We start from the raw sequence: 19,507 nt of genomic DNA, 5'->3' as shown, positions 1-19,507 counted from the left end.
CTACGACCACCTCCTCATGGCTCAGGTCAAGCGGATCGGTCGCGCCGAGGATGTTCTGCCGCTCTACCAGGAGCTCGCTCCCGGCCTGAACCCTGTCATCCTGCACAGCAAAGGCCGAAAGACAGACCTCCAAGCCTCGCTGGAAGCGCTGCACGACCGGAGCAGCAAGATCGTCGTCTGTGTCGACATGCTCGGTGAAGGTTTCGATCTGCCCTCGCTCAAGATCGCGGCGATCCATGACCAGCACAAGAGCTTGGGCATCACGCCGCAGTTCATCGGCAGGTTCGCCCGAGTGGCCGGCACTTCGATCGGGACGGCCACCGTCGTCGTCAATCGCACCGAGACTCAGTTCGATGAGAAGTTGAAGAAACTGTATGCCGAGGACGCCGACTGGACGACGTCATCGAGATCCTCTCCGCGCACGCGGTCGGCGAGCAGGAAGAACTCAGCGACTTCGAAGAGGCCTTCTCCAGCCTGCCCGAGGAGGTCTCACTCCGGAACATCGCACCGCGGATGAGCACCGTCGTCTATCGCACCAGCACTCTGCGGTGGAAGCCCGAAGCGCTCGCGCCGTTCTTCGGCGACCGGCTGCTCACCTACCCGGTTGCGATCGACGAACGAGACCGGGTCGCCTGGCTCGTGGCACGGGAGCGAAAACCCGTCCGAGTACGCGGCGTGTAGCTGAGCCGGAGTCCGCAGCGCAGCAGCCCACTTTGCGCTCAGGGCTGCGGCGGCGTCCCCAGGGTTCTTGTTCGGGTTGTAGTTGCCGATGCCGTGCACAGCAACGACGCGCTCGCCACTAGGACTTGTCCGGGCGATCTGAGGCAATGGCGCCCAACACCCGTGAATCTCGTTATCGAAGGTCTCGCCGAGTGAGGTAGAAGGGCGGCATGGATACCGCCGTACTTGAGCAGATGCTCGACGAGACCTTCGATCACGCTGTCGTGCACCACGGATACACCAACTACATGCGCGACTACGAGGTCTTCATCTACGCGACGGCTGCCCCCAGCACCGGCGTCGCGCCGGCCTGCCGGCGGTACCTCTTCCGGTACTGCGTCGAGGCCCGATGTGAGACGTCAGTGCCCGCGGAGATCTGGCAGGTCTCCTTGGACGATCGTCTCCTCGATCACGAAACTGCTGACCCCGACCTCGGCGGCTACGTCTGGGGCGTGAAGTGTCATTGCATGTACCCAGGAGCTGAGCTTCTCCCCGAGTCGGAGGCTGCCCGCCGTTGGTCGAAGGCCGTCGGGATCGACTTCCATGAGGTTCGCATCGAGACCAACGCTCACAACCTGACCTTGATCTTCTCTGATCTTCAGGTGAGCGAGGTCCCGGCGGGATACGCACCGTTCGTGACAGATTAGGGATCAGGGTTCGTGTGATCTTGTGACCGCCGTGTCTCTGGATCGTTCCTCATGTCATGGGGCGGGGCGATCTGAGTGATGCGGAGTGGGAACGGCTGCAGCCGTTCCTGCCGGTCAGTAACCAGCGTTGTGGCAGGTGGCGGGATCACCGGCAGGTGATCGACGGGATTCTGCACCGGGTGCGGACCGGCGTGCAGTGGCGTGACCTGCCTGAACGGTTCGGGCCATGGAAGACGGTCTACGAACGGCACCGGCTGTGGTCGGCCGACGGGACGTGGGAGCGTCTGCTCCAGCAGGTCCAGGCCGCGGCCGACGCCGCAAGCGAGATCGACTGGGATGTCTCGGTCGACTCCACCATCGTGCGGGCGCATCAGCATGCGGCGGGGGCCCGCATCGACCCACCGCAGGCTCTCGCTTCAAAGGAGGCCGAAGGGCCAGAACATCAGCGCGAAACGCCGTGGCAGAGCCTGCACGCCCGCCTGGTGGAGGTGGTGCTGGAGGTGAGGGCCTGGGCCGCTCGCGCGGCGGGTTCACCACCAAGGTCCACCTGAGCGCGGACGGCCGCTGCCGCCCATTGTCTCTGATCGTCACGCCAGGCCAGCGAGCAGACTGCACGCAGTTCAAGCCGGTCCTGGAAAAGATCCGCGTCCCGAAGATCGGGCCGGGCAGGCCGCGCAAGAAGCCCGACAGCGTCGCAGCCGACAAGGCTTACAGCAACGGGCCCTGCCGTGAGTACCTGCGGCGCCGGGGCATCCGGCACACGATCCCGGAGAAGGCTGACAGTCAGGCCGCCCGCCTGCGCAAAGGCTCACGCGGCGGGCGACCACCCGGCTTCGACGAAGAGCGGTACAAGAAACGCAACACCGTCGAACGGGCCATCAACCGACTGAAGCAGCATCGGGCAGTGGCTACCAGATACGACAAGCGTCGTTACGTCTACCTCGGCACGGCAACCGCCGCAGCCATCATCATCTGGCTCCGGACATGATCGGCCGGACAAGTCCTAGCCGGACCGACCGGAGCAATGTTCGTGCCCGACCTCACCTACCACGCCCGACGGCTACGCGACAGAGCCGACGCACTCGAAGCCCAGTCCGAGCCCGCCGAAGATCCGCTCACTCCGCACCCAGACAGTCTTACAATCCTCGGCAACCGCCACACGAAACGCGGACAGCTCAACTACGCCGTCCCCGACATCCTGCAACTCCAGCGACGTATCCGCCGCTACAACGCCGACCATGACGTTCCCCACGGCGACATCGTCGCTCTGGCCCTCGACACCTGGCTCCGTGCCAAGGGCTACCCGCCCGACCTCGCCCCGCCCCGCCCCGCCCCAAGCTGAGACGCCATGAGCGGGCAGCCAGACCAATTGGCGCTGGGCTCCCTCGCCGCACAAGGCTCAGTGCCGGACCGGGTGCCCGAACAGCAGCAGATCCTGCTCGCCGCCACCGTGATCTCCATCCTGCCCATCCTGATCTTCTACGCCGTCGCGCAGCGCAGCATCATCAAGGGCGTGTCGGCCGGAGCGCTGAAGTAGGTGCGGTCTCGTCTGCGGGGATGACGACGCATGCGTCCGGCTCACGACTCCGATCGCCGGTCTCGGGCTGGTGTTGGGTGCAACGGGCAACGGACCGGGTGAGCGTCAGTCGGACTCGGACGCGGGCTTCGCGCCGGGGCCAGGGGCTGCCACGACGTCACTGGGCGCAGTGATGTCGTGTCCGGATTCGCAGGTCACGGCCGTCTGGACCGGGCTTCCGCAGTCGCGGTGGAGCAGGGAGAGCGTGGAGGCGCCGTCCGGGACGATCCAGCGCTCGGCCCAGTTGTTCAGGGCGATCAGGATGGGCAGCAGGGCGCGCCCCTTGTCGGTGAGGCGGTACTCGTCGCGGCCGCGCGCCCCGGGAGCGCGGTAGCGGGTCTTCTCGAGGATGCCGTCGGCGACGAGGTCCCGCAGGCGGGCGGACAGCACGCTCGGGCTGATGCCGCAGTGGCGCTCGAAGTCGTCGAAGCGGCGCGTGCCGTAGAAGGCCTCCCTGATGATCACGCCCGTGGTCCGGGGGCTGAGGGACCGCAGGGCGAGGTTGATCGAGTCGGGTTCGATGTCCCACGCGTCCCGCTGCCATCGCCCCGGATGCCCCGCGGTGGCTGCTTCGGTTTCGTTGCTCACGTGTCCCTCTCCGGTGTGTTGCCCGAGTCTATCCACCCCCGTATGCTGACTTCTGTTTTCCGAAGCCAGATGAAAGGGCACCACGTGAGCATCGGTGAGAGCTACCACCGCAGCACGGTCGGCCAGGCATGGGACGCGATCGTCATCGGATCGGGCATCGGCGGCCTGACCACAGCGGCCTTCCTGGCCCGGACCGGGCAACGGGTGCTCGTGCTGGAGAAGCACTCGACGGCGGGCGGCGCCACCCAGACGTTCCGGCGCGCCGGATACGAATGGGATGCCGGGCTCCACTACATGGGCGACGTCCACCGGCCCACCAGTGGATTGCGCCGGATCTTCGACCACATCAGCGGCGGCAAGCTGGAGTGGGCTGCCATGCCGGACGTGTACAACCGCGTCTTCATCGCGGACCGGGAGTACGAGTACCGGTCCGGCGTGCAGCAGTTCAAGGACCGGATGAAGGCGTACTTCCCCCGCGAGTCCGAGGCCATCGACCAGTACGTCGATCTGGTCCACGCCGCGAACCGCGCGGCTCGCCCCTACCTCGCCCACCGCAGCCTGCCGCACTCCGTCGCGGACACCCTCTACGACGACCTGGCCGCACCCTTCCTCTCGCACGCCGACCGCACGGTCACCGACGTCCTCAGCGACCTCACCGACGACGCGGAACTGCGCGCGGTGCTCTGCGGCCACTACGGCGACTACTCCCTCGCCCCCGGCCGCGCCTCGTTCGGCATGCACGCCATGCTCATCCGCCACTACATCAACGGCGCGAACTACCCCGTCGGCGGCTCCGCACGCCTCGCGGAGACCGCAACGGACGTGATCACCGGCGCCGGAGGAACCGTCCTGATCTCCGCGGAGGTCAAGGAAGTCGTACTGGACGACAAGGGCTCGGCCGGCGGAGTCCTCATGGCGGACGGAAAGACTTTCCGAGCGCCGCTGGTCATCAGCGACGCCGGTGCGCTCAACACCCTGACCCGGCTCCTGCCCCACCAGACTCCCGAAGCCACCCGGCTCACCGACTCCCTGCACGCCATCGGCCCTTCCCAGACGTACGTCATGCTCAACATCGGCATCCGGGAATCCGGCGACCGGCTCGACCTGAACCCGGCCAACATCTGGGCCCACGCCGGCCCCGACATCGACGGCGACATCGCCGCGTTCGAGGCCGACCCCGAACACCGCGCCATGCCGACGTACTTCATCACCTTCCCCTCCGTGAAGGACCCGACGTGGGAGAGCCGCTACCCAGGACGCACCACCATCGACATCGCGGGACTCACCACCTGGTCGTTGTTCGAGCCGTACGCGGGAAGCGCCTGGATGCGCCGGGGCGCCGACTACGAGCGCCTCAAGGACAGGCTCACCGAAGAACTGCTCGGCCAGGTCTTCCGCTTCTGCCCCCAGCTGGAGGGCCGCATCGACCACACCGAACTGGCCACGCCGCTCAGCTTCAACCACTTCCTCGGCAAGGAGAGGGGCGACTTCATGTCCCTCGCCCACACCCCGCAACGGTTCGCCGTGCGTGACCTCGGCGCCCACACTCATATCCCGGGCCTCCTCCTCACCGGCCAGGACGTCGCATCGGCCGGCGTCAGCGGCGCCATCATGGGCGGTGTGGTCGCCGCCTCCGCGGCCCTGGAGCGCGACGCCCTGCAAGACCTCGAGACCGCGTGAACGGCGGCGGCGAGCAGGCCAGTGCCTCGTATACGCGTGACCGGCCCGACTCTCGGCTGTCGAGGGCCGATTCGCTGAGGCGAACGAACTCGGGCGCCACCACGGTCCTGAGCGACACCGACTTCGCCACCCCGATCGAGGACCGGTACTTCGAGGACTACGTGCCGGGTGCCGTGTACGTCTACGGCAGCATCACCATGACGAGGGAGGACATTCTCCAATTCGCCGACGAGTTCGACCCGCAGAGCATCCACAACGATCCGCAGGCAGCGCAGCAGGGCCCGTTCAGCGGTCTCATCGCCAGCGGCTGGCACACCTGCTCCGTCACGATGCGGATGTATGTCGACCACTACGTCAGCAAGGTGGCCTGCCTGGCCTCACCCGGCATCGACGAACTGCGCTGGGTCCGACCGGTCAGACCCGGCGACAGGCTGTCCCTGCGGGCAACGGTCCAAGAGGCTCGCGTCTCACGCTCCAAGCCGGATCGCGGTCTCGTCAACACCGGCATCGAGGTCCTCGATCAGCACGGGCAGACGGTGCTGACGATGAGCGCCATGAACCTCTTGCTGCGCCGCCCGGACATGAGCAGAGCAGGATGATGGTCCGGTGACGACACAACGCCCGGAAGATCTCCGGGCGTTGCTGTGCCGGTCAGAAGGCGAGCGGGGCCTTGCCCGAGACCGATGCGTCGGCTGCGGCGGCCAGTGCCTTCAGTGTCTTGCCTCGGGAATCTCGTGGGTGTTGACCGGGTCGAAGGCCAAGGATCCGCCGGCGATCACGGTGATCGACTCGTCGATCTCATCGTTGAACCGGAGCGAGCCGACCAGGCGCAGTTTCCGGGTGATGGCCTGCGCGACGGGGACCGGCTGGTCACCGCTCGGCGTGAGGCCGACCAATACACCACCGACCCGCCCCGGGCGTCACCCCCGGATGGCCGATGCGATTCCCCGGTGACTGGACGACTCAATCACGACGTCCGCGTGCACGACGGCGACCGCTTCGGCGTCACCGGCGTGGATCGTCCGTGTCGCGCCGCCGCCCTCGCGTTCTCGCGGGGTCTGGCATGCAGGTCCACCGCCACGATCTCGGCGGCAGCGGCCCGTGCCGCCACCGCGACGGCGAGGACGCCGATGGGGTCGCTGCCGATGACCAGGACGCGTTTGCCGTGGAGGTCGCCCGCCTGTGACGCGGCGTGCCAGGCGACGGCGGCCGACTCGGCCAGGGGCCGCGACGCGCAGGTCGATCCCGGCGGGCAACGCGCGCACCATCGCCGAGGGCAGCACGGCCCCGCCGGCGAAGGCCCCCTCGGTTGCGGGAAGTGGGCGGCCGATCCGAGGTAGCGCACCGCGGGAGGTTCGGTGCGGCGGCAGAAGAAACGCCGTTCGTTCACCCCTGCGAACAGGGCGGGGCAAGGTGTCGTCCGGTCCTGCCCCGTCCTGGGGCTCACTGCGTCAGGGTCAGGCGATCTCCACCAGCTTCCGCTGCTGGTTGGTGCCACCGGTGGTGGGCCACTGGAGACACAGGCCTGTGCTGCCAGGCCCGCGCGGGCGCTCGCTGCGGTAGCAGCCGTTTCCGCGTGGCGCAGTGAGCATGGAAGCGAAGCGCGCGACGGAGCGGCGGGCCGGGCTACTTCGCCAACGCGCCCATGGCCCGGTCGAGCAGCACGGCCAGCGGGACAGTGCCCTCACAGGCCACCCACGCCGTGGATGCTGCGTCCAGGCAGCCGAGCGCGGCCGCGGCCAGTGCGCTCGGCCTGGTGTCCTCGGGCCGGTCGGGGTCGGCCCCCAGCCGCCGGGCGACCTCCGGCACAAGCAGCTTCTTCCAGCTCAGCTGCTTCTCGTGGTGCCGGGCGCGCAGGGACGGGGTCTCCTGGACCATGCGCAGATAGCTGAGTACCTGCTCGGGCGGCGCCGCCTCGTTGATCGGCGTGAGGACGTCGAAGGCCCGGCGCAGCGCCTCCCAGGGCTGCTCGTCGTCGGGGCGGGCGGCGAGCTCCGCCGCGATCTGGCGGCCGGACTCCTCCAGGCGCCCCAGGACGATGTCTTCCTTGGTGCCGAAGTACCTGAACAGGCTGGCGCGTGACAGGCCCACCTCGGCGGCGATCTGGTCGACGGTGGTCCGGTCGAACCCCTGCTCGGTGAAGAGCCGGTGCGCCACCTGGACCACTTCCGCCTGAACCGTCGCACGCACGCGCTCACGCAGGCCGGGCGGCTTGCGTGCGGACTTGTTGGCGGCGCGGGCGGTTTCAGACATACCTGCACGATACATCAAGGACTCACTTTGATACCGAGTATCAGAGCGCAGAGCCCTGGCGCGCGCCCCTTCACAGTCAGGACTGACCGTGACAAGCTCAATTGGCAGTCAATACTGACTGCCGAAACATGGAGGCGGTCATGACCAGGCGTGCCGAACAGCGCGACGCCACGAGGGCACAGATCGTGGACGCGGCGGTCGAGTCGCTGATCGAGGTCGGCGTCGCCGCGACGACGACTCTGGAGGTGCAGCGGCGGGCCGGTGTCAGCCGAGGCGCGCTGCTGCATCACTTCCCCACCCGTGAGGACCTGTTCGGGGCCGCGATCGGGTTGCTCGTCGCGCGGAACGAACAGGCGGTGCACGAGGAACTGGCGGCGGCACGGCCGGACGGTGACCCGCTGTCACGCGCGTTGCGCGTGCTGCGGTCCGTCATGTGTGGGCAATCGTTCGGTGCGGAGATGGAGTTGTGGGCGGTGTCCCGAACCGACGCCCGGCTGCGGGACGTACTGCGCCGTGCCGAAGGGGCGGCCCGTCGGGACCTGTACCGGGTGGTCGACGAGGTCATGGGCCCCGAACTCACCGCATCGGCCACCTACCCGGCGATTGCCGAGCTGACCGTGCAGTTGCTGCGCGGCATGGCCATCTCCGACGTGCTGTACCGGGAGGACACGGACCGCGACGCACTGCTGGAGGGGTGGGGCCGGATCGTGCGACCGCTGCTCACCGGATCGTCAGGATCCCCTGCTGCCGCATCGCCCCCGCCAACGAGCTGAGAGCCCCTCATCCACTCCCACCGATGGCGGTGAGTTCGCGCAGATCGATACCGGAGGGGTCGCGAACCTCTGGCCGACCACCGCACTCCACCCGTTCGCCCCGGGGCCCTGAACCCACCGCCGCTCCCGGCCCGCCGGGCAGACCGACACCGTACGGAGCTCATATGACCGACGATCAGCAGTCCACCGTCCTGTACGAGGTGAAGGGCCGTAAGGCGTACCTCACCCTCAACCGTCCCGACCGGCTCAACGCGATCGACTTCCGGATGCCCGGTGACATCGCCGCCGCCGTCCGGCGCGCCAACGACGACCCCGACGTGCACGTCATCGTGCTCCAGGGGGCGGGCCGGGCCTTCTGCTCCGGATACGACCTGAAGATCTCCGCGGAGGACGGCCACGGCACGCAGGGCGCCACCGACGGCAACCCGGTGTGGGATCCGATCAAGGACTTCGCCTGGATGAAGGGCTTCACCGACGACTTCTTCACCCTGTGGCGGTCACTGAAGCCCACCATCGCCAAGGTGCACGGCCATGCCGTCGCCGGCGGCAGCGACATCGCCCTGTCCTGCGACCTGGTCGTCATGGCCGAGGACGCGCGCATCGGCTACATGCCCGCCCGGGTGTGGGGCTGCCCGACCACGGCGATGTGGGTGTACCGGCTGGGCGCCGAACGCGCCAAGCGAATGCTGCTGACCGGGGACACCATCGACGGCCGGACCGCCGCCGACTGGGGCCTGGTGCTGGACGCCGCGCCGCCACGGGATCTGGACGCGCGAGTGGAGGAACTGGCCGACCGGATCGCGGGGGTGCCCGTCAACCAGCTCGCCATGCAGAAACTCATGATCAATCAGGCGTACGACAACATGGGCCTGCACGGCACCCAGATCCTGGCCACCCTCTTCGACGGCATCACCCGGCACTCACCGGAGGGCCGCTGGTTCCAGCAGTTCGCCGCGACCCACGGCTTCCACGAGGCCGTCAAGTGGCGCGACTCGGGCCGCTGGATTCCCGACGGCGGCGGCCCGGTCCCCACGGCGCAAGATCTGGAGGAGTGACGATGCACGGACCGATGCCCCTCTCGTAACCGCCTGCCGACGCCGCCCGGCCGGTCCCGAGGCCACCGCCCGAACCATCGCCCCCGACGGATGGCTGCACACCGGCGACGCCGCCGTGACGAACTGGCGGCCGAAGCCGCGCGAGTAACCAGTGATGAACCAGATCTTGCTCACGAGAAACACTCCCGTTCGAAGTGAAGTCTCATAAGGAGAGTCTATATCTCTCTGAGATTGAGTATCAAGATGACTCTTGGAGTCGGTGCTGTACGCTGCTCCGCATCAGCAAGGCACGTATGACAACCGGAGGGCGGAGATGTCTTCACATGTGGCGCCTGATGACCAAGTGACGTCCGGACTCGACCGGCGCGCCGAGTTGAAGGAGTTCCTGCGTTCTCGCAGGGCCCGGCTCAGGCCCGAGGACGTGGGCCTGCCGTCGTACGGCCGGCGGCGGGTCCCCGGGCTGCGGCGCGAGGAGCTGGCGCAGTTGGCAGGGGTGTCGTACGCGTACTACGCGCGCCTGGAGCAGGGATACGGCGAGACCATGTCGTCCGAGGTATTGGACGCCATCGCCCGCGCCCTGCGTCTGACCGTGGAGGAGCGCGACCATCTGGTCCGGCTGGCCCAGCCCGAGCGGCAGAGCGCGACGCAGACCGCGCCCCCACAGCAGCGACTGCGGCCCAGCGTGCAGCACCTGCTCGACGCGCTCGGGGTGCCCGCCTACGTCGTCGACCGGCGCCTGAACATCCTGGGGTGGAACAGGCTCGCCACCGCCGTCTTCGGGGACTGGGGCCTGTTGCCGCCCGAGGAGCGCAATACGGCCCGGCTGGCCTTCCTCTCGTCCGCGGCGCGCGAGAGGTTCGCCGATCCGGACAGCACTGCTCTGAGCATCGCGAGAGCGTTGCGCATGAACGCCGGCAAGAGCCCCGAGGACCCGCACTTCTCTTCGCTGATCCAGGAGTTGTGGCAGAAGAGCGAGGATTTCCGGCAGCTGTGGGCACGGCACGAGGTGAGCTGCGGGACCGTCGGCGAGACCGTGCGGATGCGGCACCCGCTGGTGGGAGAGTTCGACCTCGTCCACGAGCCCATGGCCCTGCCCGGGGGCGCCCCCATGCGGCTGGTCACCTACCACGCCGAGCCCGGCTCCCGCTCGGAGGAAGCCCTGCGGATGCTGGCCAGTTGGGAGACGGAGCCGCTGCGCTGAGACATGGGCCCCGTCAGAGCCTGTGACGGCATCACGCGCCGACCCGCCCACCCGTCGCCCGACCACCACCCCCCAACGACGGCGCTACGCACCGACCCATTCATCTGTCCCGTCCGAGAACTTCTGGTGTTTCCAGATGGGTACCTCGTGCTTGAGGTCGTCGATCAGCTGCCTGCAGGCCGCGAAGGCGTCCTGCCGGTGGGGACAGGCGACGGCGACCACGACCGCCGTGTCTCCCAACGCGAGTTCACCGACCCGGTGCACCGCGGCGAGGGCACGCACCGGGTGGTTCGCCACGACCTTCTCCGCGATCCGCCGCATCTCTGCCTCCGCCGTCGGGTGGCACGAATACCCCAGTGCGTCCACGCCCGCGCCCCCGTCATGGTTGCGCACCGTGCCGACGAACAGCACGATCCCGCCTGCCGCTTCGTCGCCGACGGCCTGGAACACATCGTCCAGGGAGAGCGGTGTCCGCCGTATCGCGAGCAGCCTGATCGGATGCGGGTGCGCCTGCTCGCCGGGGTGCTCGTGGTCTCGGTCGGCTGCCATGCCTGCGTACCTCCCTGACCTGCTTGTCACTCGGTCAACCACCGATGGCTGACATGGGCCTGTCCGGCTGCACGAACGACGGGCCATCCAGGCCCGCGCCCGCCTTCTTGCCCCACATCGCCAGGCGCCAGATGCGGGCGATCTCCTCGTCGGGGGCGCCCGAGCGCAGGGCCGCGCGCAGGTCGGTCTCCTCGCGGGCGAACAGGCAGGTGCGAACCTGGCCGTCGGCCGTGAGGCGAGTGCGGTCACAGGCCGCGCAGAACGGGCGGGTCACCGAGGCGATCACGCCTACGCGGTGCGGGCCGCCGTCGACGATCCAGCGCTCCGCCGGGGCCGAGCCGCGAGCCTGGGAGCCCTCCTCGGTCAGCTCGAAGCGGGTGCGCAGCGAGGTCAGGATGTCCCCGGCGGTGATCATGCCGTCGCGCTTCCAGCCATGCTGGGCGTCCAGCGGCATCTGCTCGATGAACCGCAGCTCGTAGTCGTGCTCCACCGCCCAGGCCAGCAGGTCCGGGGCCTCGTCGTCGTTCAGCCCCGGCATCAGGACCGAGTTGACCTTCACCGGGGTCAGGCCCGCCTCGCGGGCGGCGTCGAGGCCCTCGATGACGTCCTTGTGACGGTCGCGGCGGGTGAGGGTCTTGAAGACGTCCGGGCGCAGGGTGTCCAGGGAGACATTGACCCGGTCCAGTCCCGCCGCCTTCAGCGCCGTCGCCGTGCGCTTGAGACCGATGCCGTTCGTCGTCAACGACATCTGCGGGCGTGGCTTCAGGGCCGCGACCCGCTCCACTATGCCGACCAGGCCGGGGCGGAGCAGGGGCTCACCGCCGGTGAAGCGGACCTCCTCGATGCCGAGGGAGGTCACGGCGATGTCGATCAGGCGGACGATCTCGTCGTCCGTGAGCAGATCGGGCTTGGCCAGCCACTGCAGGCCCTCCTCGGGCATGCAGTACGTGCAGCGCAGATTGCAGCGGTCGGTGAGCGAGACCCTCAGGTCGGTGGCCACCCGGCCGTAGGCGTCGATGAGCACGGGCGGCCTCATACAGCCAGGAGCTCGGTCTGCGACGACACCTGGGTCACGGGGACGGAACCGTGGATGGGGCCGGGGACGCGGGACAGGGGCAGGCCGGTGTGGTTGTTGCTGTGGGCGATGATCTCGGCGGTGATGGAGATCGCTGTTTCCTCGGGGGTGTGGGCGCCGAGGTCGAGTCCGATCGGTGAGTGCAGACGGGCGAGGTGCTCCTCGGACACGCCGGTCTTCCGCAGACGTTCCAGACGGTCTTCGTGGGTGCGTCGGGAACCCATCGCGCCGATGTAGCCGACCGGGAGCTTGAGGGCCTTGCGGAGCAGGGGGATGTCGAACTTGGCGTCGTGGGTCAGAACGCAGATCGCGGTGCGGGCGTCGACCTCGGTGCGCTCCAGGTAGCGGTGCGGCCAGTCGGCGACGACCTCGTGGGCGTGCGGGAAGCGCTCGGCGGTGGCGAAGACGGGGCGGGCGTCGCAGACGGTGACCCGGTAGCCGAGGAAGCGTCCGGCCTGGCTGAGGGCGGCGGCGAAGTCGACGGCGCCGAAGATCAGCATGCGGGGCGGCGGCGCCTGGGTGTGGACCAGGAGCGTCAGCTTTTCCGGGCAGGTGTCGGCGTCCCCGCCGACGGCGACGCGCGCGGTCCGACCTGCCCGCAGCAGGGCGCGGACCTGGGTGGCCACCGTACGGTCGGTCCGCTGGCTGCCCAGTGTCCCGTCGTACGCGCTGCCGCCCCCGAAGACGGACAGGGTGCGGCCGAGAAGGCGCTGTGGCCCGTCGATCACCTGGGCCACGGAGATGGGCACACCGGCCGACACCTGTTCCAGGGCGGTGGTGAGGTGGGGCTGGTCGGCGGGGTCGATCCGTTGGACCAGGACCTCCAGTTCGCCGCCGCAGGTCAGGCCCACGGCGAAGGCGTCGTCGTCGGAGTAGCCGAACGAGGCCCGTATCGGGGGTTCGCCCGACTCCAGGACCTGTTGGCACAGCTCGTAGACGGAGCCTTCCACGCATCCTCCGGAGATGCTGCCGGCCACGTCGCCGTCGGTGTCCACGGCCAGTGAGGTGCCCGGTGGCAGGGGCCCGCTGCCGCTGACCTGTATGACGGTGGCGAGGGCGAAGGGGCGGGCCTCGCGGCACCAGTGGTACAGCGTGTCCGCGATGTTCAGCATGAGGGGTGTCCTTCGGTGGGTGGGCGGTGGGGGGAGCCCGCCGCCGCGCCGGCGTGGGGATGGTGGGGCGCGGCGGCGGGCCGACCGGATCAGCTGCGGGCCCCCGGGGGAGGGAGGCCTGGCCGTCCGGGGTTCACATCAGGGCTTCGGCGGTGATGGGAAGTTCGCGGACGCGTCGTCCGGTGGCGTTGAAGACGGCGTTGGCGATGGCCGGCGACACGCCGATGGCCACGATCTCGCCGAGGCCCTTCACACCGATGGGGTCGGCGTGACGGTCCTCCCCGTCCAGATAGACCGCCTTGAGGTCGGGGATGTCGGCGTTGACGGGCACGAGGTAGTCGGCGAGGTTGGCGTTGACGATCCGGCCGTCGCGGTGATCGGTGACCGTGTGCTCCAGCAGCGCCCCGCCGATGCCTCCCACCATGCCGCCGAGGGCCTGGCTGTCGGCGAGCTTGGGGCTGATGACCCGTCCGACGTCGTAGACGCCGAGCATCCGCCGCATCCGCACCAGGCCCAGCCGCCGGTCGACGGCCACCTCGGCGAACACCGCACTGTAGGCGTACATGGAGAACCGGTCGTCCCCGGTCGGGGCGAAGGTCCCGGTCACCTCCAGGTGCGTACGGCCGTTGCGGGCCAGCAACTGCCGGTAGGTCTCCCCGCGCGCCGGGTCGGCGGCCACATGCAGCCGTCCGCCGCGGACGACGACGTCGGCGGCGTCGACGCCGTGCAGCGGCGACCGCTCGTCCTCGACGGCGAGCTTGATCGCCTCCTGCCGCAGTTTGTCGCAGCCGTCCTGGACCGCGGAGCCGACCCCGGCCATGGTCTGCGAGCCGCCGTGCGGCGGGGACGCCGGGAAGGAGGAGTCGCCGAGTTGGAAGCGGACGGTGCGCATGGTCAGGCCCAGGGCGTCCGCGGCGAGCTGCGTCACGGAGGTGTACGTGCCGGGGCCCATATCGCTGGTCGACGCCTGCACCAGGGCGGTGCCGTCGGCGTCCAGCCGCACGCGTGCCTCGGACCGCATGCGCAGGGTGTCGTAGACACCGCTGGCCATGCCCATGCCGATCAGCCAGTCGCCGTCCCGCCGGGAGCGCGGCCTGGGATTGCGCCGATGCCAGCCGAACTCGCGGGCGCCGACCCGCAGACACTCACGCAGCCGCCGGGTGGAGAACGGCAGCCCGCTTGCGGGGTCTTCCTCCGGTTCGTTGCGCAGCCGCAGTTCGACCGGATCGACGCCGAGCTCGTACGCGAGTTCGTCCAGGGCCGACTCCATGGCGAAGACGCCTGTGGAGTAGCCGGGACCCCGCATGAACGTCGGTGTGTTCACGTCCAGCGGCACGGTCCGGTACGCCTGGCGTACGTGGGGCGTGGCGTAGTGCATCTGCCCCGGCACCAGCACGCCCTCGCCGTAGTTCTCGTACGTCGACGTCTCGGCCCGCACACGGTGAACGGCCGCGGTCAGGCGTCCGCCGCGGGTGCTGCCCAACTGCAGCCGGTACTCGTAGGCGGGCCGGAACCCCACCCCGTAGTACAGCTGCTCGCGGGTCAGGACGAGCTTGACCGGGCGGCGGAACTCCCGGGCGGCGAGGGCCGCGAGGGTGGAGTGCGGCCAGGTGCGCAGCGCGTTGCCGAACGCGCCGCCGACGAACGGCGAGATCACGCGCACGTTCTGCGCCGGAATGCCGAATACGGCGGCGAGTTCGTCCCGCGCTCCCAGCGTCCACTGGGTCTTGTCCCAGACGGTGAGCCTCTCGCCGTCCCAGCGGGCGACGGTGGCGTGCAGCTCCATCGCGTTGTGGTGGTTGCGGGCGAGCCGGTAGGTGCCCTCCAGCCTCACCTCCGCCGAGGCCAGCGCCTCTTCGGGGTTGCCGCGCGCGTAGTTCTGCTGGGGCTGGGGCTCGTTCTCCGGGACTCCGGGTGCCGTCATGTCGGTCGAGGGCCGCTCGGCGTCGTAGGAGACCTTCACCAGGTCCGCGGCGTGCTGTGCGGCCTCCAGTGTGCGGGCGACGACCACGGCGACGGGCTGTCCGAAGAAGCGGACCTTGTCGTCCTGGAAGACGTGCAGCCGTTCGCCGACGAACGGGTCCAGCCAGGCGCCCTGGTTCTCGCGGTAGGCCAGCTCGGGTTTGTCGAGGTGGCTGAGTACGCCCAGGACGCCTGGCTGGGCGTTCGCGGCGCGGGTGTCGATGCCGGTGATACGGCCGCGCGCGACACGGCTGTCGACGACGACGGCGTGCACCGCCCCGTCGGGGACGTGGTCGGCGGCGTACTTGGCCTGGCCGGTCACCTTCAGCCGCCCGTCCACCCGGGACAGCGGCGCTCCGACGGCTGCCTGTGGCTGCGGGCTCACTTGCCACCTCCTACGACGCGCAGCTGGCGCTCGACGGTCCGTTTGAGCAACTCGACCTTGAAGCGGTTGTGGTGGAGGGGCCGGGCCCCGTCCGCCGCCCGCGCGGCGGCCTTGGTCCACAGAGCGTCGGACGGCCGCCGCCCGAGGAGCTCTCGCTCGACGGCGGGCAGTTTCCAGGGCACGGTGCCCACGCCTCCGGCGGCGACCTTGGCCTCGCGGATCACCCCGCCGCGGATGTGCAGGGCGACGGCCGCCGAGGTGAGCGCGAACTCGTACGACTGCCGGTCACGCACCTTCAGATAGCCCGACCTGAGCGGACGCGGAAGGGCCGGAATCTCGACACCGGTGATCAACTCGCCCTTGCGCAAGGCATGTTCGCGGTTGGGTGTGCTGCCCGGCCGGAGCAGGAAGTCGGCGAAGGGCACGCTGCGCTCACCGTCCGGGCCGAGTACGACCACGGTCGCCTCCAGTGCGGCGAAGGCCACGGCGACATCGGAGGGGTGGGTGGCCACACAGGCGTCGGAGGTGCCGAGGATCGCGTGGGTGCGGTTGAAGCCGTCGCGCGCCGCACAACCGGAGCCCGGCTCCCGCTTGTTGCAGTCGGCGGTCACATCACGGAAGTAGGTGCACCGGGTGCGCTGCATGATGTTGCCGCCGATGGTCGCCATGTTGCGCAGCTGCGCCGACGCGCTCAGCTCCAGCGCCTCGGAGATGACCGGGTACAGGGCGCGTACGCCCCGGTGGGCGGCGGCCTCGGACATCCGCACCAGGGCCCCGATGCGCAGGCCTCCGCGCCGGGTGACCACGATCTCGCGCAGGGGCAGGGCGCTGATGTCGACCAGGGTGCGGGGGCGTTCGACGGTCTCACGCATCAGGTCGACGAGTGTGGTGCCGCCGGCGATGTAACGCCCGCCGTCGCGGCCCGCGTCGAGGGCCTGCCGGGCGGTGGCGGCCCTGGTGTAGGAGAAGGGGTGCATGGGGACCGTGCCTCATTTCCCGTGCGCGGTCTGCTCGACCGCCCGCACGATCTTCACGTAGCAGCCGCAGCGGCAGATGTTGCCGCTCATGAACTCCCGGATCTCCTCCGGCGAGCCGGTGTGCCCCTCCTGGATGCAGCCGACGCCCGACATGATCTGTCCCGGGGTGCAGTAGCCGCACTGAAAGGCGTCCTGGTCGATGAACGCCTGCTGCAGCGGGTGCAGCCGCTCGCCCTTGGACATGCCCTCGATGGTGGTGACCTCGGCGCCGTCCAGCCGCACCGCCAGCGTCAGGCAGGAGTTGACGCGGCGGCCGTCGACCAGGACGGTGCAGGCGCCGCAGGCGCCGGCGTTGCAGCCCTTCTTCGAACCGGTCAGGCCGAGGTGTTCGCGCAGCAGGTCCAGCAGCGAGGTGCGGTTGTCGACCGTGACGGTGCGGCGCACGCCGTTGACGGTCAGGGTGACGCGACTGCTGGGCGCCGCCTGGGCGGTGTCCGCGGACTCGGCGCCGAACACGGACGGCCCGGCTATGAGGCCGCCCGCGACGACCGCGCCGGCGACGGTGGTGGTCGCGATGAACGTGCGCCTGGACGGGTCGGACGAAGTTGCCTCGGGAGATCCCTCGGGTGGAGCAACTGGTGACTCTGGGGGGTCGATGGACATGCGCACTCTCTCGGTCGGCAGAGGACGGGTGGTGGTAAGCAGTGGTGCCGCGAGCGGCTATGCGGCGGAGGCGGTGTCGGAGTCGGGCCGTGTGTAGCCGCCCGGGAAGCGGGCGGGCTGCGCGTCCTGGGCGAAGAACGTCTTGGCGTGCGTCAGCGCGTCGGTGTCCCGCAACACGTCACCCGGTGCGGTGCCGTTGCCGTACAGGAACGCCACCGAAGTTCATCTGCAGGTGCGCGGCCAGGTTGTTGAGGGTGCCGACCAGCGGTTCGGCGCCCCTGGGCGACTCACCTGCGGAGCTGGTGACAGCCCACAGGGTGCGCCCGGCCATGGCCGCCCTGAAGTCGACATCAGGGACGTACAGCCAGGGCGTCCAGTGGTCCAGGTAGCGCTTGGTGCGCGAGGACAACGAGAACCAGTCCACCGGGGAGGCGATCACGATGTCGGTCGCGGCGAGGGTGGCCTCGAAGAGCCGCGCGAGGTTTCCGCTCTCCTCGGGCCGCGTGGTGTGCCCCGCGCGGTGCCGCAGATCGTCGTAGTCGGGAAGCGGATGCTTGACAAGGGGATCTCCTGGGTGGGGGGCGTGGGCGACCGCTGTGTGACCAGTCCCGCCGGGCGGCGTCATGGCTGCCACATCCCGGGCGGCGCCGGTCGGGCCGGCGTCTCGGGACACGGTTCGCGCGGCGGCGAACGAGGCCGCCCATCGGCCCGGGAGGAGTCCGGCGGCCGGGGGCGGAACACGATCGGCAGCCGCCTCACCGGGCCAGCGGTGCGGTACGGCGTCCACTCTGCGGTATTCGGCGCTGGACAACGAGCAGACGGTTTTGGGACGACGCGGGTATGTACCACTGCCGTTGGTACGTCTGGCAGTAGCAGGCAGAGCGGCCCGGCCGCCGCAGGAGGTCGTCATGCCGGCACGGTGGCCATACGGTTCGCGTACGGCCACCGTGTCCTGAGTCGGGTGACGGAAGGGGAGAGCAGGGGAGACTACGGAGTGACGGTCAGCACGGTGCTGCCGACCGTTTCGGTGCCGTCGCCGTACCCGACCGGGCCGAGATAGGTGTGGCCGGTCGGGAGGTCGCGCCAGGAGACGGTGACGTCGGCGGTGCCGCCCAGGGCCACCCGCTGTTCGACCGGGGTGACGGTGGCCGGCCGGTCGGGGCGGGAGTCCTGGCCGATCAGCCAGGTGTGCAGCGTGTACGTCTGGCTGGTGGCGCCTTCCGGCAGGGCGAACTGGTTGACGTACACCTCGTACGTGCCCGGCTCGGTGAGGTCGACGTACTCCCCGCTGCAGCTGGTGGGGGACGAGGGCAGGGTGCCGTCCTCGTCGAACACCCACAGGTCCGTATCAGTGCCGGCGAGGTGGTCGGACGAGAGGATCACGACACGGGCCAGTGCGGTGCCCTCGGGAACGGTGATCTCGGTACGGGCCGCCGAAGCCGGGAGCGGCGACGGCGGTGTGGTGAAGCTGTCGGTCGAGGTGCCCGTCAGGGTGCCGGTCCTGGCCGTGCCCGCGTACAGGCCGTTCAGGGCCGTGGTGAGGGTGCCGTCCCAGCCCGACTTCGCCTGGAGGGCGAGGGATCCTGTGGCGCCCGTGCCATCGGCCTCCGGTGGATGGTGATCCGCGTGGCACGCAGGGCGATGGTGCTGCGCACCCGGTGTCCGTCCCTGTCGCCCCAGCTCACCGAGACGAGGGCCCACCGGTCGTACTCCGCTGTCGTGCGGGTGAAGGTCACCCGCTAGGTGGCGGACCCACCGGGCGGCACGACCAGCCGCTTCCGGCCGGCCAAGGACACCCGCACCGGAACGCATGGAGCCGGACCTCGCCGCGGGGTGGCCGGGAAAGGGCTCACCAACGCCTTCGGCGAGGGAAGAGCACCTCGAACACGCCGGTCAGAACCTCGCGAGGCCGTGTGTCCGGAAAGAGAAGCAGGTTTCGCCACGCCCTGCGGACCTGGCCACCGCTACCAGGCTCCACGCCACGGTGGGCCTTGACAGGACGTCGCCGGCGAGTGGGAAGCTGCCGTCCCTTCCACTCCACGTCCGGGGCGAGGGTGGCCCGCGGGCCTCCAGGTCGCCGGCCGCGGAGGCCGGGTACTGATGGCGGACCACGTCGGCCGGGGCCGTGGAGGACACGACACCGGTGTGCCCGTACGTCATGACACTCAGCCCCACTACATCTCGCCCTTGGCGACCTTCGCCCGATCTGGGCGGCGATCAGCAGGCCGTTGTCGGGGAGCGCTTGACGAGCGCCTCGGTCAGCGCTGCGCCGTCGGCCGCCTTGCCGAGCT

At 69.6% G+C, this 19,507-nt stretch carries 23 protein-coding genes and 2 pseudogenes; 12 read left to right on the top strand and 13 right to left on the bottom strand.

What is annotated here, in order from left to right; translation table 11 throughout:
- Positions 1–16 precede the first annotated feature (16 nt).
- From ACZ4UU_RS17210 to ACZ4UU_RS17185, 6 genes are all read left to right on the top strand, one after another.
- Entirely contained in the window at positions 17–517 is a 501-nt protein-coding gene (locus ACZ4UU_RS17210) for a helicase-related protein (RefSeq protein ID WP_468040631.1), read from the top strand.
- The gene (locus ACZ4UU_RS17205) at positions 514–681 is read left to right on the top strand and encodes a hypothetical protein (protein ID WP_468040630.1); all 168 of its coding nucleotides are present in this window, start codon (positions 514–516) and stop codon (positions 679–681) included. The genes ACZ4UU_RS17210 and ACZ4UU_RS17205 overlap by 4 nt, the downstream gene beginning before the upstream one ends.
- Positions 682–890: 209 nt before the next feature.
- Positions 891–1,367 (top strand): YxiG-like protein, encoded by a 477-nt coding sequence (locus ACZ4UU_RS17200; protein WP_468040629.1) that lies wholly within the window; start codon positions 891–893, stop codon positions 1,365–1,367.
- 56 nt (positions 1,368–1,423) lie between these two features.
- Positions 1,424–2,355 (top strand): IS5 family transposase gene (locus ACZ4UU_RS17195; RefSeq protein WP_468040627.1). Its coding sequence is split into 2 segments (ribosomal slippage): positions 1,424–1,756 and positions 1,759–2,355, totalling 930 coding nucleotides; the frame shifts between segments, so codons are not numbered across the junction.
- Between the two features lie 42 nt (positions 2,356–2,397).
- Positions 2,398–2,709 carry a hypothetical protein gene (locus ACZ4UU_RS17190; RefSeq protein WP_468040626.1) on the top strand — a complete coding sequence of 104 codons (312 nt, stop codon included), beginning with the start codon at positions 2,398–2,400 and terminating at the stop codon, positions 2,707–2,709.
- A 6-nt stretch (positions 2,710–2,715) separates the two neighbouring features.
- Positions 2,716–2,904 carry a hypothetical protein gene (locus ACZ4UU_RS17185; protein ID WP_468040624.1) on the top strand — a complete coding sequence of 63 codons (189 nt, stop codon included), beginning with the start codon at positions 2,716–2,718 and terminating at the stop codon, positions 2,902–2,904.
- A gap of 105 nt (positions 2,905–3,009) precedes the next feature.
- Here the strand turns inward: ACZ4UU_RS17185 and ACZ4UU_RS17180 are convergent, their stop codons facing one another.
- A complete protein-coding gene (locus ACZ4UU_RS17180; RefSeq protein WP_468040623.1) occupies positions 3,010–3,531 on the bottom strand; it encodes a winged helix-turn-helix transcriptional regulator in 522 nt (173 codons plus the stop codon).
- A gap of 84 nt (positions 3,532–3,615) precedes the next feature.
- Here ACZ4UU_RS17180 and ACZ4UU_RS17175 point away from each other — a divergent pair, with 84 nt between their 5' ends.
- On the top strand, positions 3,616–5,211 hold the full coding sequence (locus ACZ4UU_RS17175; RefSeq protein ID WP_468040622.1) for a phytoene desaturase family protein: 1,596 nt from the start codon (positions 3,616–3,618) through the stop codon (positions 5,209–5,211).
- Positions 5,208–5,810 carry a MaoC family dehydratase gene (locus tag ACZ4UU_RS17170; RefSeq protein WP_468040620.1) on the top strand — a complete coding sequence of 201 codons (603 nt, stop codon included), beginning with the start codon at positions 5,208–5,210 and terminating at the stop codon, positions 5,808–5,810. Before ACZ4UU_RS17175 ends, ACZ4UU_RS17170 begins: the two co-directional genes overlap by 4 nt.
- 111 nt (positions 5,811–5,921) lie before the next feature.
- Here the strand turns inward: ACZ4UU_RS17170 and ACZ4UU_RS17165 are convergent, their stop codons facing one another.
- Complete coding sequence (locus tag ACZ4UU_RS17165; RefSeq protein ID WP_468040618.1) at positions 5,922–6,107, bottom strand: hypothetical protein; 186 nt, start codon at positions 6,105–6,107, stop codon at positions 5,922–5,924.
- A gap of 167 nt (positions 6,108–6,274) precedes the next feature.
- On the opposite strand from ACZ4UU_RS17165, the gene ACZ4UU_RS17160 reads away from it, so the two are divergent.
- Positions 6,275–6,397, top strand: a complete 123-nt coding sequence (locus ACZ4UU_RS17160; RefSeq protein ID WP_468040617.1) for a hypothetical protein — start codon at positions 6,275–6,277, stop codon at positions 6,395–6,397.
- A gap of 271 nt (positions 6,398–6,668) precedes the next feature.
- Here ACZ4UU_RS17160 and ACZ4UU_RS17155 read toward each other — a convergent pair whose 3' ends face one another.
- Positions 6,669–6,803, bottom strand: coding sequence for a hypothetical protein (locus ACZ4UU_RS17155; protein WP_468040615.1), 135 nt, complete (start codon positions 6,801–6,803; stop codon positions 6,669–6,671).
- A 34-nt stretch (positions 6,804–6,837) separates the two neighbouring features.
- Positions 6,838–7,464 (bottom strand): TetR family transcriptional regulator, encoded by a 627-nt coding sequence (locus tag ACZ4UU_RS17150; protein ID WP_468040614.1) that lies wholly within the window; start codon positions 7,462–7,464, stop codon positions 6,838–6,840.
- 140 nt (positions 7,465–7,604) lie between these two features.
- On the opposite strand from ACZ4UU_RS17150, the gene ACZ4UU_RS17145 reads away from it, so the two are divergent.
- The 3 genes from ACZ4UU_RS17145 (at position 7,605) to ACZ4UU_RS17135 (ending at position 10,493) form a co-directional block, all read left to right on the top strand.
- A complete protein-coding gene (locus ACZ4UU_RS17145) occupies positions 7,605–8,237 on the top strand; it encodes a TetR/AcrR family transcriptional regulator (RefSeq protein WP_468040613.1) in 633 nt (210 codons plus the stop codon).
- 164 nt (positions 8,238–8,401) lie between these two features.
- Positions 8,402–9,292, top strand: coding sequence for a crotonase/enoyl-CoA hydratase family protein (locus ACZ4UU_RS17140; RefSeq protein ID WP_468040611.1), 891 nt, complete (start codon positions 8,402–8,404; stop codon positions 9,290–9,292).
- 313 nt (positions 9,293–9,605) lie between these two features.
- Positions 9,606–10,493, top strand: a complete 888-nt coding sequence (locus ACZ4UU_RS17135) for a helix-turn-helix domain-containing protein (RefSeq protein WP_468040610.1) — start codon at positions 9,606–9,608, stop codon at positions 10,491–10,493.
- 84 nt (positions 10,494–10,577) lie between these two features.
- Here ACZ4UU_RS17135 and ACZ4UU_RS17130 read toward each other — a convergent pair whose 3' ends face one another.
- The 9 genes and pseudogenes from ACZ4UU_RS17130 to ACZ4UU_RS17090 all read right to left on the bottom strand — a co-directional run.
- Positions 10,578–11,042, bottom strand: coding sequence for a molybdenum cofactor biosynthesis protein MoaE (locus tag ACZ4UU_RS17130; RefSeq protein WP_468040608.1), 465 nt, complete (start codon positions 11,040–11,042; stop codon positions 10,578–10,580).
- Positions 11,043–11,076: 34 nt separating this feature from the next.
- Positions 11,077–12,066 (bottom strand): GTP 3',8-cyclase MoaA, encoded by a 990-nt coding sequence (moaA, locus tag ACZ4UU_RS17125; RefSeq protein ID WP_468041116.1) that lies wholly within the window; start codon positions 12,064–12,066, stop codon positions 11,077–11,079.
- An 8-nt stretch (positions 12,067–12,074) separates the two neighbouring features.
- Complete coding sequence (locus ACZ4UU_RS17120; RefSeq protein WP_468040607.1) at positions 12,075–13,229, bottom strand: XdhC family protein; 1,155 nt, start codon at positions 13,227–13,229, stop codon at positions 12,075–12,077.
- 133 nt (positions 13,230–13,362) lie between these two features.
- Positions 13,363–15,576, bottom strand: coding sequence for a xanthine dehydrogenase family protein molybdopterin-binding subunit (locus ACZ4UU_RS17115; RefSeq protein WP_468040606.1), 2,214 nt, complete (start codon positions 15,574–15,576; stop codon positions 13,363–13,365).
- A complete protein-coding gene (locus ACZ4UU_RS17110) occupies positions 15,573–16,553 on the bottom strand; it encodes an FAD binding domain-containing protein (protein ID WP_468040605.1) in 981 nt (326 codons plus the stop codon). The genes ACZ4UU_RS17115 and ACZ4UU_RS17110 overlap by 4 nt, the downstream gene beginning before the upstream one ends.
- Positions 16,554–16,565: 12 nt before the next feature.
- Entirely contained in the window at positions 16,566–17,216 is a 651-nt protein-coding gene (locus tag ACZ4UU_RS17105; protein ID WP_468040603.1) for a (2Fe-2S)-binding protein, read from the bottom strand.
- Positions 17,217–17,273: 57 nt separating this feature from the next.
- Positions 17,274–17,841: pseudogene (locus ACZ4UU_RS17100) on the bottom strand (flavodoxin family protein).
- A gap of 362 nt (positions 17,842–18,203) precedes the next feature.
- Positions 18,204–18,917, bottom strand: a complete 714-nt coding sequence (locus tag ACZ4UU_RS17095; RefSeq protein ID WP_468040601.1) for a hypothetical protein — start codon at positions 18,915–18,917, stop codon at positions 18,204–18,206.
- Between the two features lie 303 nt (positions 18,918–19,220).
- A pseudogene (locus ACZ4UU_RS17090) lies at positions 19,221–19,376 on the bottom strand (nuclear transport factor 2 family protein); the annotation flags it as partial.
- Positions 19,377–19,507: the final 131 nt, after the last annotated feature.

Source organism: Streptomyces sp. NPDC028907 (assembly GCF_055564995.1).
The sequence above is the reverse complement of the archived record's forward strand: the minus strand, read 5'-3'. Positions and strand labels throughout refer to the sequence as shown.

Coding starts and splice junctions, on each gene's coding strand:
- ACZ4UU_RS17210 (WP_468040631.1), top strand. CDS start 17: ATGGCTCAGGTCAAGCGGATCGGTCGCGCCGAGGATGTTCTGCCGCTC.
- ACZ4UU_RS17205 (WP_468040630.1), top strand. CDS start 514: ATGAGCACCGTCGTCTATCGCACCAGCACTCTGCGGTGGAAGCCCGAA.
- ACZ4UU_RS17200 (WP_468040629.1), top strand. CDS start 891: ATGGATACCGCCGTACTTGAGCAGATGCTCGACGAGACCTTCGATCAC.
- ACZ4UU_RS17185 (WP_468040624.1), top strand. CDS start 2,716: ATGAGCGGGCAGCCAGACCAATTGGCGCTGGGCTCCCTCGCCGCACAA.
- ACZ4UU_RS17160 (WP_468040617.1), top strand. CDS start 6,275: ATGCAGGTCCACCGCCACGATCTCGGCGGCAGCGGCCCGTGCCGCCAC.
- ACZ4UU_RS17155 (WP_468040615.1), bottom strand. CDS start 6,803: ATGCTCACTGCGCCACGCGGAAACGGCTGCTACCGCAGCGAGCGCCCG.
- ACZ4UU_RS17150 (WP_468040614.1), bottom strand. CDS start 7,464: ATGTCTGAAACCGCCCGCGCCGCCAACAAGTCCGCACGCAAGCCGCCC.
- ACZ4UU_RS17145 (WP_468040613.1), top strand. CDS start 7,605: ATGACCAGGCGTGCCGAACAGCGCGACGCCACGAGGGCACAGATCGTG.
- ACZ4UU_RS17140 (WP_468040611.1), top strand. CDS start 8,402: ATGACCGACGATCAGCAGTCCACCGTCCTGTACGAGGTGAAGGGCCGT.
- ACZ4UU_RS17135 (WP_468040610.1), top strand. CDS start 9,606: ATGTCTTCACATGTGGCGCCTGATGACCAAGTGACGTCCGGACTCGAC.
- ACZ4UU_RS17130 (WP_468040608.1), bottom strand. CDS start 11,042: ATGGCAGCCGACCGAGACCACGAGCACCCCGGCGAGCAGGCGCACCCG.
- ACZ4UU_RS17120 (WP_468040607.1), bottom strand. CDS start 13,229: ATGCTGAACATCGCGGACACGCTGTACCACTGGTGCCGCGAGGCCCGC.
- ACZ4UU_RS17110 (WP_468040605.1), bottom strand. CDS start 16,553: ATGCACCCCTTCTCCTACACCAGGGCCGCCACCGCCCGGCAGGCCCTC.
- ACZ4UU_RS17105 (WP_468040603.1), bottom strand. CDS start 17,216: ATGTCCATCGACCCCCCAGAGTCACCAGTTGCTCCACCCGAGGGATCT.